This is a genomic window from Legionella norrlandica, assembly GCF_000770585.1.
Classification (GTDB): Bacteria; Pseudomonadota; Gammaproteobacteria; order Legionellales; family Legionellaceae; genus Legionella; species Legionella norrlandica.
The window spans coordinates 1-17,014 of record NZ_JNCF01000062.1 but is presented as its reverse complement, the minus strand read 5'-3'; the positions used below and the strand labels follow the sequence as shown (position 1 = coordinate 17,014).

The window sequence follows — 17,014 nt, the reverse complement described above, 5'->3', positions numbered from 1 at the left end:
GACCTCCATTTGATGTTATCAATGTTTTGACTTGGCTATCACTTAGGTGCACCGAACCACTAGTTTGTTTTGTAATCCTGGCAAGATCTTTGTCAAATTGCAGAGAATTATTAATCCTGACTCTTTCAGCCCTTCCATCTGATTTAATATTCAAAACAGACTCTTATCTCCGTTCTCGCTATTTCTGTAAACAATGTAACTGCCTTTGTATTTCTCAAGAACATCATCAGGAGGTAATTCAGACATCAAATGGAGGGTACATCCATCGAGCTGCAAGTCGCTGATAATTTGCTTGCGTACCTGTTCAGGAACAGCAGTGGAGAAAGATTGGCCTAATGCCTTATCGACAATTTTCCTCATCCTCATAATGGCTTGCTTGTAGTCATTATTCGTAACCGTGAAATTTAAAGTTAATATCGCATGAGCCCCATCCATTTGTTTGATGTCGGCACCACGTGAGTGACTTTGGTCATAATAGGTAAAATAACTGCCTTTTCGATCAGACTCGGCTACCATCTTGGGAGTTAAATCTACCACTTTTTCCTTATTTTTAGCGCCTAAAACCAAAAGCTTTTTCGTATTAGTCACATCATCATAAAAAATGACTCCCCTCAGCGGGCTGCCCTGGTTTTTTAATTGAAGAGCGATTTCTTTAGCCACAGCACGGTTAGAGGCTTTACATAAACCACCTACATCAATCAGTGTTCTGGTATTAGGATTAGTTGTAAAAGACCTCGTTAATTGTTTAATAAGCGCGGTAGTATAATCTTCTCCTGTAGCTGCAAAACTGGTTGTATCTAAAGAAATCGTTTCTTGGCAATCTTTTCGCCCCATAATCCCCAAAGTCATATTTCCATCGGCAGCTGGGTCAAGCCTGCTTTCTTTAAAATGAGATGAGGTATCGCCAGCAGTTCCTGAAAAGCCAATCACAGTATCCTCTGGTGTTCCTTGCTCATAGCGGTTGCTGTTTGCTTTTCCAGCATCAAATTTAACTTGCTCTTGAATGATAGTGCGTGCCAACATCTTGCGAAATGCATTTGGAGAGATTGTTCTTTCTTTAATGCGTTTCTCCAATGTTGCAAAATATTTTGCTCGTTCTTCATTACGAATCAACGGATCTTCTATCGATGCTAATTCTTTAATATCTTCAAAAAGAGTCTTAAACTCAGGGTCAAGATGTTTTCCAGATGAGTCTAAAAACAGTGTCTCACCAAGACCTTTTCTGAAAGAGTCAATTAGAAATTCCAAATGAGGAATTTCATTAAGCTCTGTTCTTGAATCGAGATAATACAGCAGGGTGGTAATTGCAGTTACTTCGGGGTTATCAAACCTTGAACCCTGAGGTTTTGGGGTATTTGCTGCAGAATAAGGAATAGCTATCAACAAAGGAGTTCTTGATAAATCCTCTCGCCCCGTTTTAAGCGCATCATAATCATATAGTCTTGATCCATCCTTTGCATTCTCAAACCAAACACCAAAATCAGTCCCCGGTTGCTTTTCAGTGAAAATACTCAGCATAACCGGATCAGTAAGAATCGCTCTGATTAAATAAATTTCAGTACTGTTTGTCGGGGTCACTGAGGAAGGTTGTTTGACTTGCAAAGACGTAATATAGTTTAAAATACTTTTATCAGCATCCTCAATATCAAATTGCTCAAGTAAGACCTTACCCAAATTCGTAACTGATTTATCTTCTGTAGTACCAATTGTTTGCGTAATTACCTCTAACGGATAAATTTCTGCCGCATCAAGCGCAACTTTTTCGCCAGAAGTGTAATTCACGTCCGTGATGGTGGGATCTTGAGTCGCATCCAGCTCATCAAATACAGAAATCGTAGGCATTGAACGAATTTCATTAAGTAAAGCGATACATTCCATGAGCTCTTTTTGTTGCTCCGGCTCATCCATAATTTTCAGCAACATATCTAAGAAAATCTTGGCTTGGCACTCCATGGAGTTCCGTACATTAGGCGCTTGTACTAAAACTTCGCGATTCTCTCTTACCCTTCGATACAAAACGAGCCTCTTTTGCAAGTCTGCCTTGGCATCTCGCAATGATTTTAAGCGAGGACTGGCCTCTCCCATTTTAGGTTCCGGATCTGTTGCTATACGATAACGTTGAAAATCATCTTTGATCGCACGACGCCCCATAATGTTCGTCAGCGTGATTGACATATCTGATGTATTCGTTTCCAATGCAGACTTGGGCACGATAAACCGAACCAATTTATTGCCTGTCTTATATAATGCAATTAATGGCAGTAAAGTCGTCTTACCAAATCCCATCCGTGCCTGTGCTGAATCAATCTTATCAGGATTTGTCTCCTCATCTAGCAGTAGACCTCGGAATATATTCACTTGACGGGCATTGCAACGATGGCCAAATTCAGATTCAAACAGTAAAAAAGCACGCTGCATTTTGCGCTCTTCTTCAACTTTCAAGACGTCTTCTTTCTTTGCACTCTCATCTAACGGAAGTTCAGACTCAAGAAGTTTGTCTAATTGATAGTTTCTACGAGTATGTAACATTGCAATGGCCTGGGCAGTTTTAATCGCTTTGGCAGTTTCATCATCTTTATCTGAAGGGAAAGCACATTGCACATCATTTAAATGATCTAACTCAGTTTTATAAAACAACATCCGGGTCATGCCATTAGTGAAAATAATTTCCACTTGAGCACGCCCTTCTTCGGGAAACGCTGAAAGAATGCTGCGATAATCGTTTAGAAGATAAGCTGCATTCAAATCGGTAACACTGATTTCTGAAGAAGCTTTGGCCAATGTTGATTCAATTTTGTCTAAAGCTTGCAGATACTCAAGATTGCATTTTTCCTGATTCTCGGTGACCCTGCGCTTCAACTCTTCTAAAGCGTCATCATCTTTTATTGAATAGCTGCCGCCACTAACAGCCGTTTGATACAAGAATATTTCCAGTCGCTCTGAAATATCGCGGATTTGACTGCGTTCAAAACCAAGTTCAGTCAGATAACCTGTAATTTTCGCAGCAGAATAAAACTCACTGGGATGGCGCGTTAATTGTTGGTACTTCTCCAAACCTTCACCAGCAATATCACCTATCCATCGCTCCGCATGCATTAACTTAAATAATCCCGCAACATGCTCTTTCGTCAATCCACCAATGCCTGCATGTTTGGCAGTAACACCAAATAATGCCTCCAGTGTATTGGTTTGAAACAAACCATAGTTTTCATAATAATAACCTTCTTCTTGGGCATCAATGGACTTTCTAAACTCCTCTAAACCGTGTAACCGCTCTCCAAGCGCAACTTGCTCTGGATCAATGAGTGTACTCAGATTGCTATGGGGTTTAAATTGAATTAAAGTACGACTACCTAAAATTTCAATAGGCATACTGGTTGTCTTTGTATTGATGTTTATCGGTTTTCTTTCCCCTGTTTCAACTAATGCAACCGGTTTAGTAAATAATCCTTGCAACTCCTGATCTGTGGCAAACTCAGACTCGAGTGCGCTCCATAACTCTCTAAATTGATCTAGGGGAAGCACTACAGATAACCTGTTGGCTTCTTTTGCTTCATTAGCAAATTCACCTAATAAAGCTTTGTAAGCGCTCCTATCCCAATCAGCCAATTTACCAGTAACATAAAGCCCCCGTTCTAGTATATGATGATGCAGTTCCGTTCCAATCAACATAATTCGGGCAATACGATCTTCATTAGTAGGGTCTTCTCTACTTATAAAGTGTTCTTTGAGGTTTCTTAAATCTTCTAACTCACTAGGTTTTAATGGAGATTTCAGTACATGGGTACCTAGTAATTGGGTTAACACCGTGGTTTTCCCTGGGATTAAGCCTACATGAAGAATACTTTGGAAATCTTTAGCGTGGATACTGCCCTCTTTGGCATCAAAGGTACGGAGATATGTTGCTGAATCATATGCTTTTTGCAATGCTTTCTTATTTTGTAAATAAGCTTCTTTCGCCTTTTCATAATTCACTGCAAGCCGTCCTTTGTCTTTTTCTCCATCCTTAAAGACAACATAGGCTTGTTGCATCACTTCCCTTAACCGTCTCTGCTCTTGTTCAAGAACTTTAATCTGTTTTGAATCAGGAATAAATACAAAATATTCTGGTACCGTGATTTCATTTATTCGCGACTCACAATCTTTTATTTGCTTCTTAAGCTTGCTGCGAGACTGGCTGCTCACTAAATCGGATGTTGTGATCCCAGCAAGCCTTTCTTGCAATTCGTTGATTTTATCTTCTAGCCTCTCTTTTTCTTCTATCTCCGAATCATTCAATTCCCTTGTGGTAAACGCACTTCCTTGCTCAGTAATTTGTAAATGCTTTTTTGAGGCACCGTCAGCAAGACTTTCTACCATAAGATATTCATTCTTCTCAGTGCGAACAACGTACTTCGCGATGGAAGGAATGTAAACCGTCTTTTCATCCATACAGACCAGTTCATCTTGTGGAATAACTTGTGACAAATCCTTAACCATGGAAATGTCACCTTTGTTATCAAGATTTACAGGGGCCTTATTGCCTTGATGGTCTAATATAAAACCTCGCCACACCTCATCTTGATGTTCTAATTGTAAGACTGGCCTAAAATCAGAGGTATACGCATGTATCGTGCCCTCTAAATCAATGAAAAAGTGCTCAGCATTCAATCTTTGCTTTAAAGCTATTGGCACAGAATCCATCTTTTCAGGAGCAATATATTGCAACATTGCCATATCGCCATCTAGGAGCCTTAATTCTCTTTGAACAATGAGATCACCCCCCTTTTTCGTGATAGAAGCTTTGACTTCCGTGCCTTCTACATAAGCATAGCTCCCCTCTTGTGGTTTGAAAGGAAGATTATGAATCCCTAACTCCTGCAAAGCGATATGGGATTGGATATAGACTGGCATTACACCCAGTTTATTGTTACCGATATAAATAACCCCATGTAACACATCTAGGCTCTTATTGCCTCCTAAATTAATAAAACCAGGGATGTCTAATGGAGACGTAGCAGTAAGTGTGACATTGACTCCATCAAATTTTTGTTTACGGGCATACTCATTAAAAATGGCATTAAACTGTGTAGCACGCTTATTGGCATTTAAATACCTGGAGAATTCGACAAGATGTTCTTGGTGCTGATTGATATTAGCTTGTACTAAAGACATCTCTCGTGTGTATTCAAAATTCTCTTTAAGATTGGCAAGAACCTTCTCAGATGCCTGATCAACAATTAACTGATAGGCTAAATTGGCACAAATTAATTGGGCATAAAGTTGATCTACCACCTCTCTTTCTACAGGTTCTTGAAGAAGCGCATTCTCAATTTTTAGGGTCAACAAATTAATCTCTTTTGCAAATCCCAATAGCCGATCAACCCCATCCTCACTGGATTCATCAGTTAACCTGGCAATAAATGATTGCGTTGCATGAGCATCATAAGACTTCATCTCAATATGTTCTTGGAATAGTGCCGGAGCGATATTCGCGCACCGCATTAAGATCTCATCGACAAACGCTTCATGTGGTACTTTAAGCTTACATGGCTCATTTTCATCGTCCAATTGCAGTTTCTGAATAAAATTCAAAAGATCATGCTTTTCAGTCACTGTGGCATGTTGAAATGCATCCAATAGCGCTCTGGAAAAAAGTTCTCGACCTTGTGTACTATTGATCCCATCACTTGAAAGAAGAAGTTTACGATCAGAATAATAATGAATAAATTGATGTGCTAACAACGCGTCGCGATTACGCATACCTAGGCGGTCTGCTAATTTACGTAGCTCCTTGTCTACCCCTTTTTCTTTACCATAGGCCATCAAAGCAATTTGTAGTCCTTTTTGCCCTTCGTGTAAGCCTTCGAGACTAACAGGGGACTCATGCAGTGCCAGATCAACTTCATTGATTAATCCTAATAAATCTACGTCCTGAGGCTCGGCACCACCTGGCTCCAAGCATGCCAATTTTCGCGATATCGCCTCATCAACAGGCACAATCAGCCGTTCCCATTGTTTTAGGGTCGAATAAAATGCTGTGTCGACCTTTGTCTTATGCTCCTCTGTCACAACAATTTGCGATAAGCTCAATTTGATTAATGACGTTAAAAGGTGTATCCGCTCATTATTTTCTAATTTCAAGAAAGAATTACTGATAGAATTTTCATCATCGCGATAACGATCCACTATGGCATTGGCAATCTCTATTACCAGTTTAGATGGTGGGGAGTAGGGTAAGTTAAAAATCTGCTTTACCGCGGTATGACAGAATTCGCTAATGCGTTGTGCTTTATTCTCTAAGCCATTATGCCCTCTTAGTTTATGCAAATAATTGAGCACGTGATCAAAGTAGAGAGTGCATTGTTCTTGCAATACTCCTTCGACAGCGGGCATAGGGTTTTTGCGTAAAAACGTTAAGGTGCTTCCATCTAATGCTTCTCTTTCAGATTGTGATAAGAATACCACCTCAGGAGGAACAAAATCTTTAACTTGCAGAACAGTGTCATGTTGTGCTTCCAAATCTTTATGTGTGAGCACAACTACCTGTGATAATTGGTCTTTTTCTTTAGGTTTAGACCCACCAATGCCCATTGCTTCTTTAAAGCGCTTTAAGATAAAAAGAGCCTTTTCCTTGCGCGTCTCACGATATTGCTCTATTTCCTTATCGCTTATAGGTTTCCACCCCATTTGCTCTAAATCTTCCATCGTCTTAAGCTCAATAGGATAGTTTGCTTCTCTAAGCGCCCCATATTTAATATTCGCTTTTTGCTCTATAAAATGATGAAATGCCTGGTTAACAGCATTCGGCGCACCTTGAATTTTATATAAAAGCTCCGGACTTTCATACTGTAACCAGATGGCAAACATCTCTTGAACCCAAGCCTTTTTAATTGCCTCAGGAAGACGCTCTCTACTGTATTTTTGGGCTTGCTCTTCCATCTTGGCGTACTCATCATGAGCACTTTCAAATGAGCTTAATGCTGTTGCATCAGATATGTCGGTGCCTAATATCACTCTGCGCTCGACTGTTTCCTCAACTTGAGCTTTAAGTTTTCGATTTAACCGTTGAATTTCATAAAATACAGAACCTGTCAAAAATGTATTTTTGCCTTGTTTTAAAAATGCAATACGCTCTGATGCCTTTTGGAGATACATATCTCGGTTGCGGTCTTTCTCCGTTCCCATTCTTCCTGTCGATAATTCATCTAATATTTGATACTCTGCATTGGTTTGTAAGTAATTCTTAATCACTGTTTGTCTATACTTATTAATTTTTTGAATTCGCTCATTAATTTCTTGTTCTACTTTAGTGTCTTCAAGATCTTCAATCATCTTTCCTGATGTTTTTTCAACTCGTTCAAGCTCAAGTTGTGTTTTTATAAAGATTTGATTTCGAGCATTGATAGATTGGACATCAACAGTATTGGTTCTCAGTTTTTCTAATGTCTGTATAGCCTGATCAATTTTAAATAGTGCAGATCCCTCTTTTTCCCCATTAAGTTCTTGAATTTTAGTTGAGACATAAATATGTAGGTCATGAACTTGCTTTTTTTCTTGTTGTAATAAATCATGGCGTGATTTTAAATTTCTAAGTTTTACTGAGTTTTTTCCATCACCTATGCACTCTTCTTCAACTGTAATTTCGTCTGTGATTGAAGCAATATCTCTATCGTATTGAAGAAGCATTTCTTCTAATTGATTTTGGCTATCATAAAATCTGCTGATAGCTTCTATTCTTGCTTCTTCTGCTTTCTTTATCTGTTGATCTAATTTGTGTTCAAACGCTTCGCTTTGGGCAGGATAGACGTTCTTCTTATATCTTTCCTCAATTTCTTGTGAAGCATTACGAAGATAGTCTAAAAGGCCCATAACCTTAGGATTGGTTAACGCCTCTTTATTTTTTACTACCAATTTGAAAAAAGTTTTCTTATCAATTTCGTATCGTTTACCTGCAATATTTATTTCTACTTTTACCTCATCTTTTCTATAAAATCCCTTGGTAAAATTAACAATATTGGCGTTCTCTAAATCGTTCAAAGTTACTGTTCTGGCTTTTCTATAACTGGCATGAGGTAATCTATCCTTTGTAGTGTTAAGAGATCGTTCATTAACACTGAGTTTTTTAATTTGATGGTTTATTATCTGAATTATTGATTTCCAAGCCTGAGCAGAGGAATAATCTGATAAATACTGTAATGCAGTAGCATAACTTCCACCCGGATCTTGTTTGAGAGGCATTACACCAGAGCCCCAATCGTATCCCCCACTGCATACCTCAGGAGAAAATATACTTTTAATCTCATCTTCCCTAGGAGGACGTGCTGAACTCAACAATGAATAGAGCTCTTTAGCATGCTGAGCAATTTTGTCATTGATTCGTTTTATAGCTAATTCGTTAGCCTCTACATCCGCCTCCTCATCAGCATTTGTCAGTTTGCTCCTGACTTCAATTAAAGCTGTAAAATATTTTTGATAATATTGAGGTGAAGGAGGTTCCCCTAACTCAGATAACCGTGTGGATGCTTCATATAATTCTGATGGAGAAAGGTATTGTGGTTCAATAGTTTCAATCATATGTATATAGGCAGGAGGCACAAAGCTGCTACCTACCTCTTCTGCTGCCAGTTTCCCGCACGCTTCTTTTATCAGGTTCTCTCTCTGCTCCATTAATACAGCCAGTCTGACTTTTTTATAGGTTGCTTTTCCTAACTCATACAGTTGACAAGACTGGGCCTTTTTTGCAAAGCAATTTTGGGTATTTTGAGGGCGTTGTAGCACTTCTTCAAAATAGGGGGAAGAATCTGGAGATGCAATTGAAGCAAATTTTTCCATGTAAACTTTATATTTTTTAGAAGCATTGTTGAGAGCACTGAATCTCTCGAAGAAGCTCATATCTTCTCGTTGGGTCATTGAGGTGTGCTCGATATCTAATTCTATGCTGGATTGCGCCCAACCAGCCATTGTATTAGTACGTATTAAATAAGTTAGATAATCTAAGCCTTGAGTAGATTGCAGCCGATCTTGAGGTACAGTAAAGGTATAAGCGTTCCTTCTCATTCCTTTTTCACGCAAGCCATTTAATTTTAATAACCCAAGAAGACTGAAACCAAAAAAATTACCTTGTCGGATGGAGGTATTCTCTAAAGCCCCAGAAGGGTCGTAGGTAGATAATTTGTATTCATTTCCTATTCTTTTTATTACAAGCTGCATAGCATGGCCTTCCAAGCCGGTATCAAGATATAGTGACTCTCCATCCTTAAGGTCTAAGCATTGTTTTTGCAGAAACTTACCAGCAAATGCGAGTTTGTTCTCATAATCGGTTTGTTTTGTATCAAAATCCTCTTCTACCTTGACGTAACGTCCATTTATTTTATTATATCCTCCCCAATGAAAACTAATTGGTTGCATTACTTGCATTAATTCTTTTGATCTCTCCATATTCTCATTGTAAAGACGGATCTTGTCTCTTTCCTCTTTCGATAACTCTATTCCAAATCGCGAGTACTCATCAGGTTGTTCCGCAAGCTTACTGATGATCTCTGACTCAATTGCAGTAACAAGATGTGGGTTTGCTCCACGAGCATAAATATGTTCTTTACCTACACGTAATGGATAATGTTCTGGTTTTCCTGCTGTGGCCCCTCTCATCGCTTTATACATTTTCCTAATAGCGTCATTATCGTCTTCGGGTTTAACTAAGGAATCCACAGTAGTCATTAATTTTCTATGATTTTCATTGACTGTTGCAGCGACCATCTGTGCAGCTAGCGCCATACCGAAGCGTGATCGCATAGATAATTCAATTTGGTCTCTGTTACGATCGGCTGACTTGCCGACTTCCACTACCCCTGTGATATTGGCTATATATTGTGCCCCGGCAATACGCAGTTTCTCCAAATTGTCTGTTTCTTCTACAGATAATTTAATTGGTTCAGGTAGAGGCTCATTTATTGCTGAATTTTCATCAGATGAAGAGGAAAAGAAAGAACCAATTTGGGAAAAAGCACTTTTTATAGTGGACCAAGCTCTGGAATACCAAGGTTTTTTAGGTGCTGGATTTTGTACTACAGCTTGATTTGTCCTGATTACCTCTAAATTTGCCTGTTGAATATTTTTAATAATACTTTGCCATATATTCGATTCCAACTGTTGTACATGCTTTCGGCTGCTATGCTCTTGATAGGTATCTTTCCAGTCTTTATCCAGATCCTGCCCTTTTCTTTTTTCGATTTCTTTCAATAATGCTATGAATAGGCTGCTTTCTTTTGCATCTAAGGTCGAGCTTAATAATTTGCGATTAATAATGAACAACTCATCTTCCGTTGCCCTTTCCAAAAAGAGTTTTCTTGCCTCATCATTAATAAAGTCAGATAGAATGATTGTCTTAAGATCTTCATGAAGAGATTTTAGTAGATGACTAATACTTTTGTTTTCCTGAATAGCATTTGAAATTACTTCGCTTTTATCAGAGCGTCCATAAATTTCATTCTCATACTCGGTGAGGACTTTCTTTAGATATCGTCTACGATCTAAATCCATTAATTTTGGCAGAACCTCTAACTGCACTATTTTAATTTCATCTATATTGAGTTTTTTTATGAATAATTCAATTTGATGTTGATCTAGACTGGAAAATATATCAGCGACTTCTTTAGAATATTTACTCATTCTCAACTCCAAGCACCTCTTATTGACTACCCTTGTCTATAACTAAATTACTAGATCACTCTGTCAAACCAACTAAATACATACCCTCAAACAGGGACAGGCAGTCAAGATATAACAAAAAAATCATTAAGCATTAATTTGATACACTGCAAGTAATTATAGACAACTTGTATTAATAATAATTAAATAATTAAGCTCTAAACTTCTTGGTTCATATAAATATACCTCTATAAAATTAATTAAATATTAACAATGAGTTTTTTTTGTAGAAATTTTGATTATTTATTGAGCTTTCCAGAAATAGTATTTTATTATTTATATTTAAAATAAAAATTCTGACATGGTATAATATTGCAACATAATGATTCATTTTGACCAATATGCTAATATTCAAAACGGACGCTGAGAGGATGAGGCATCGACAGGGAAAGCTTATACCCTCATCGATGTGGAACGATAATGAATTATTTTGCGAATCCCTGGATGAAAGTATCCTCTCTCTCATGAAGACGAAGAAAGAAAATTTAATTTTTCTTTTAAACAAATCCATTCAAAAATTAAATGATCAATGGTTGAAAAAACAAGCTTGGTTAGCTATCGCCCTAAGTCAGCCTGATTTAGATTTATTAACACTTCAACAAATTGCCAAAATACTTATGTTAAGTAATGACAATTTATTTTATTTATTAAATATCTTAGGGAACAAAGTTCTACTGGATGAGTTTGCCAAACAACATACCGATATCGATGTTGTAAAGATGATTTCCAAAAATGGATTTTACGCTTATAGGAAAGCGGCTGAAAACGGTCATGTTGACGTATTAGAATATTTAGAGACTACAGTGCCTACCCTAACTCGAGGGATGATTAAGGCAGTAAATTTTTCTGCATACCAGAATGCCTCCCGCAATGGCCATCTAGAGGTGTTAAAACACTTAGAAACAGAAGCGCCTGACTTAATTCAGGATATGATTAAGGCGCAAAATTTCTATGCTTTCAGAATAGCAGCTGCCCAAAGGCATTGGCCGATATTAAACCACCTAGAAACAAAGACGCCAGATTTAGTTCTGGAAATGGTACAGGCAGATAATTTCTATGCTTACCGTAAAGCCGCTGAAAATGCCCACTTTGATGTAAGTAAATGGATACTCTCAAAAAGTAGCTGTTGCCTGGCTTATGCTGAAATGCATGGGAGTGAATATGGTGAGAACATTATAAAACCATTCATTGCAGAGCAACTCATAGCCCTTCATCGTGCCGCATTAAATATTCCTCCTCATAATGTTTTTGATATCAATCATCCGGAACAAGCAAAAATCTGTTTTTACATAATCAGAAATCTAATTCGTCGTAATGACCGAGCCCTAGATGATGAAATACGTTTTTTATTGAATATCCCCTCGGTAAAAACACTAGCGCATCATGAAGTCACTGCAGGACAACCTAATGAATTGCTGCGACTCGCATTAACAACTGGCAATCAGGAAGCAGCTTCCATTCTTCTAAATATTCCCCGGGTCAGAGCACTCGCAGAGCAAAACGACTTTTACCGTGCCGAATCGCATGGGCAATTAAATTTAGCACAACTTGCCCGAGATCGTGAATCCTCTATGACAGCCCTGACTAGAGGAGAGCAAAGGCGCCTGGCTGAGGCGATTCGACACTATAAACCGACCCTAAAAGAAAAAGGGGTCGAAAATCTCATGAATTCCTTACGTGAGCAATTAAGACAACGCTATGAAAAAAACCCAGCATCAATAATCAATGCAAAGGGAACAAAAATTAACCTCCCAATGGATTTTGCTGATTTACAAAAACTGAAACTCAGCAAACGCGAATATCAACAAGCGCTAACCGTTTATTATCAACATAAAGCCCATACCGCTTGGCGTTATATTGCCAAACCTAATCTATGGATGAACGCCGAGGCAGAGTATGTGCATATTGATGAAACAAGCAACGAACGGTGGTCAACTTTTGAAGAGTATCAAGTTCTAATTTCCTTGCTTTGGGTAGCAGCTTGTGATGAAGCCATCCCACCTACTGATGAGCACACTCTTGCAAGCCGGCAGGATCATTTTATTGATGAACTGGCACTAATTGGACGTGCGCATAATTGGGATAAAACCCGAATTAATGATAAAGGAAAAATAGAAGAATATGATGATTTAACTGGGGATAAACCTTCTTGTTTTTCCGGCGTAAAGCGTAGGCTCTTCCAATCCGTCTTAGGACATCCCCTCATTTCCATCCTAACTGAAGATAAAATTTTAGAGGAAATAAGAGATTTTGCTCGCAACCATTTCCAATCTAACATTACCCTAATGAATAAAACATTACTCAAAGAAGCATTTGATGATTATGTTATTAATATCAATGAAATTACTGAGGAAAATAAAAAGCTTCTGGAAACGCTTAATATCCCTAAAGAAAAAATAGATCTATTTGAGAGCTACTTATCAAATAAGTATGGTGCTCAATATATTGAGGATTTTAATTTTCAGAAACTTGTTCACGATAAATTAAAATTAACCCCTGAAAGAACTGACTTTTTCAGTCATTGCCATGCATTAATACTTGACGGTCTTACTGGATTTTCACAAATACTTCATGAAGATTCCGATGGACAAAAGCAACAACCAGATCAACCCAACCCATTGAGATTTTTTAAACCCGTGCCATCTGATAATACAGCGCTAGGGAAAAATGACCGACAGATCATGCTAAGGTAATCGTTGGCCGTATATGCTCTGATTTCATCTTTCTTTACAATTTATTTTCAATCAGTTTAATAATGACATAATTGTTTGTTATTTATACTCAATATTATAGTGTAAATAATGAGCTTTACTTATGAAAACTATTATTAACCCTCAACGTTTTGCTAATGCAGTAGAATATACGAGCGCGAATTATTTTTCTCAGCCCTATTCCATTTCCCCCATTATAGATCGTTGGTTTAATCAATTAGCAATAGTTGAATTGGAAAATGGGAATTTGATTCATATTAGCGGTAAAGACGCTTTTAAATACGTCAATATCACTGTTGATGGGAAGATTATTTCAAATGAGGACGTTCAATTAGCGCACCGATTCCATTCGCAACATTCTGAACATGAGAAAGAACGAGTTAAAATAGAATCAAGCATTGAACAACTTGAAAAAGAAATTACAGACAATAGGGAAAATATTGTACTCGAACCAATACATAGAGAATTAGAACAAAAGAAACAAGAACTAGAGAAGCACAAAAAGGATAAAGAAAAAGCACTTGAGGTGTACACAGCGATTGTAGACCGTGGAGTTTCCTCAATTAATATTAAACAAATTGAAGCTGAGTCAAAATCAAAAGTAAAGAACATTGTATATCGGCCCAACCATGGATTGGCCCATTCCGTGCGAGCTGCTTATTCCATTACCACATTACATCAATACGACCTCGAGCATGACAGTAAAACCCTAGCATTGAGCGAACAAGATCTTGAAAAACTTCAATTAATGATGCTGTTTAGTGTGGTTGGCCGAAAGGATGAAACAGGTTGGGCTGACACAGGTAATTTGCAGCAAGGTTGCGATACTTACCGAAACTTTAGAAAAAAATCTGGTACAGAATATCTAAATTACTGCCTAAATCACCAATTAGAGTTATATCAAAATAATAAAGAAGAAGCCTATAGAGATGCTATAACTGTTGAGCTAATGGGATATACCGGTATTGAAGATACTTTAAGTAGAAGAGAACCCAGCACAATAGAAACATTTGTTGAATACGTTATCTATAAAGAAAAAGAACAACATAAAGGTTCAGAATGCTCTCGCGAAGAAGCGATCAAGTTAATTAAAACAGGTAAATATCAATTACAGACTTTATTTCCTAATGGGCCCGTAAGGCATTTAGCAAATGCTAAAGCTCAAATGATGAATAAGGCGCATGGATTGGAATTGGTACGCTGTTACTCGTTATACCCTTCAAAAGAAGGTGGATCATCTTGTATAGGTATTCTGCATTCCAAATTATATGGAACCGGTTTTTTCTCAACATTAGCGAATCCTGGCTTCCCAACTCCCCACGCAATAAAGCATTTTGATTCATTCTTTAAATTAATGCGCAATAGTTTTGATTTGATGGCTTTAACTGGTCAGAAAACAACCTTTGGCATTCCTACTCTGAAAGAATATGAAGAAAAGAAACAGGCTATTTTATTAAAAGTGAAAACAATTTATGAGGCCGCAAAAGATTCTTCTAAATTGGCAGAGTTACGTCAAAAAGCTATTGATCAAAACCCCAATTTAGAGTTTTACTTAGATAAAACTAACCTCTCTCGCTTAACCCAGCAATTAATTGTCGTATCGATTGCAGAGGCATTTAGTCAGTCCCCTCGATTGCAATATGATAAAGCAATGTTTGAGTTTCAAAACCTCAAATCTGGAGATATCAGCCATATTGACAACCGATTAAATGCCATTAAGGTGATACAAGCGATGCAGGCTGTTACACCTTATCCTGGGATAGAAGTAAACTCTCCCAAACCAATAATATCTGCAGTAAAACATGATAGAAGTCGAGGTATTGTCAAGGTAATTTTTGATACCCAACCTCAAGCCCAAAATTTTACAGAAACTTATGCCATTATGTTTCATGAGTCTCCAAACATTCGATTGACCGACAAGGGACAATATGAAATTGAAGTGAATCGAAAGGACTACAAACACCTACATCATGAACGATTAATTGAATTCAAAACGGTTGAAGTGCCTCAAAAAACATCCAGGGAAGAGGCTTTAGTGAGTAGTGATGGGGAGATTGAACCTCTAGGTATGATAAAACACTCTCGAGCATTAGTCCGATTAGTTTCTACTACCGCATTAAAGAATGAAACCTTTCCAGATTACAACTATCTTTTTAATGCGCTGAATGATCCAATTCATCAACGCTATTCACCCAAGCCACGTGAAACAGCCGAAGCACCTATTGATGTTACAAAATACCGTGATCCGCGTAATGGACAAATTATACCAAGAACGGTTGCTAAAGAACCTTTGCCATTGCGCTACCAAGAGCCTATTACAGAGCCAGTTCCTTTCGAGGATAGGATCTTCGATGGATGGACTGTTTCTCGCAAAAAAGAAAAAAATACCATTTATACCAAAAAAATGGCGTACTCCTTATTACCACCTCATGGAAAAATGATTCCATTTAGTGGTTATTCTTATACGAGAACAAATTATTTTCCTATTGGTGTGATTTCCGATGTCGGACAGGTTGATCTTCATGATCAACGTTATATTTGGTCACAGAATATGGCAACCGTCCAAAGGATGTGGATAAGGGATCTTTCTGTATTCACTGACAAAATATACACTCTTCTAAAAGTACAGCGTGATGAAAATAATAATCCAGTGCGAAACCCAACTGGAATCATAACCATCGATAGGAGCAAGCTTAATCTTGATAAAAGCAGTGGGGCCCTATTACGCTATATTGAAGAGCATTTAAAAGAATTTACAACAAAACTCGATAACAAATTTGCTCAGCCTCCTGATGATTTTTTAAAGGATTGCCAAATGCTGGTACAGCAAGAATGGCAAATTTATAAAGAGCATTTTCATGATAACCCAAACGCTTTGCACAAGATTAACAAGATGTATCAGCAAGCTTTAAACCGCATCGAACTTGAAGCGACTAGAAAAAGCTCAAAATACGCTATCACCTTAAGAGAGCTTATTGAGCTGCAGAAGAAAGAGAAGGCAGCCATCGCGCACAATGAAATTTTAGCATCAAACACTAAAGGAGCAATAAGAGCATTGTACGCTCCAAGGGATGAATTGTTTTATCGTCTTAACCTTGCTTTGCATACCAAATACATCAAAGAAAACCATGGTTATGATGTACCTCTGGTGATAGTAAGTCTGGATAGAGAACCTTATTACTATAGTGAAGATCTGATCCGTAGAGATTTAAAGGAAGCGTATACTCGATTGAGAACTGGTGATTTTCCTTATGATAAAGAAGAATTTACCCTCTATGAAGTTGATAAAGACGGTAATCCCAAACTTGATGTCAACGGAAAACCCATCAAAAAATTAGGTATGAGGGGTGAGGAATTAAAGGAACCAAAGAACCAGGTTTATCAACAACAAGTTCTGTTGGATTTATTTAAATTGGGAAATCCGAATTTAACCTCCCTGGATCAGCTGACAAAAGGTCAAATAAATAGCAATAAGTCTCTTGATGATACAATTGATCGCGATATTGATTCTATTCTTGATAAAATAGCCTTATTAGGCGGGTTATCCCGTGAACGAAAATACCTTGAATCCGTCTTGGCTTCGAGTGATACCGTAACAAAAGAAAAGGCTTTTT

General features: G+C 37.8%; 3 protein-coding genes. 2 read left to right on the top strand and 1 reads right to left on the bottom strand.

The genetic code is table 11. The annotated features are described in order from the left end of the window. Positions 1–150: 150 nt before the first annotated feature. A complete protein-coding gene (locus OK13_RS11560) occupies positions 151–10,650 on the bottom strand; it encodes a hypothetical protein (RefSeq protein WP_052117675.1) in 10,500 nt (3,499 codons plus the stop codon). A 446-nt stretch (positions 10,651–11,096) separates the two neighbouring features. Here OK13_RS11560 and OK13_RS11555 point away from each other — a divergent pair, with 446 nt between their 5' ends. Beyond that, positions 11,097–13,382: a hypothetical protein gene (locus tag OK13_RS11555; protein ID WP_241480548.1), complete on the top strand. Its 2,286-nt coding sequence runs from the start codon at positions 11,097–11,099 to the stop codon at positions 13,380–13,382. Positions 13,383–13,503: 121 nt separating this feature from the next. Further along, positions 13,504–17,014, top strand: a 3,511-nt coding sequence (locus tag OK13_RS11550) for a SidE phosphodiesterase domain-containing protein (protein ID WP_035890937.1), incomplete at its 3' end; no start/stop codon positions are given.

Excerpts from the sequence above, each read along its gene's own strand:
- OK13_RS11560 (WP_052117675.1), bottom strand. The coding sequence starts at position 10,650 with ATGAGTAAATATTCTAAAGAAGTCGCTGATATATTTTCCAGTCTAGAT.
- OK13_RS11555 (WP_241480548.1), top strand. The coding sequence starts at position 11,097 with ATGTGGAACGATAATGAATTATTTTGCGAATCCCTGGATGAAAGTATC.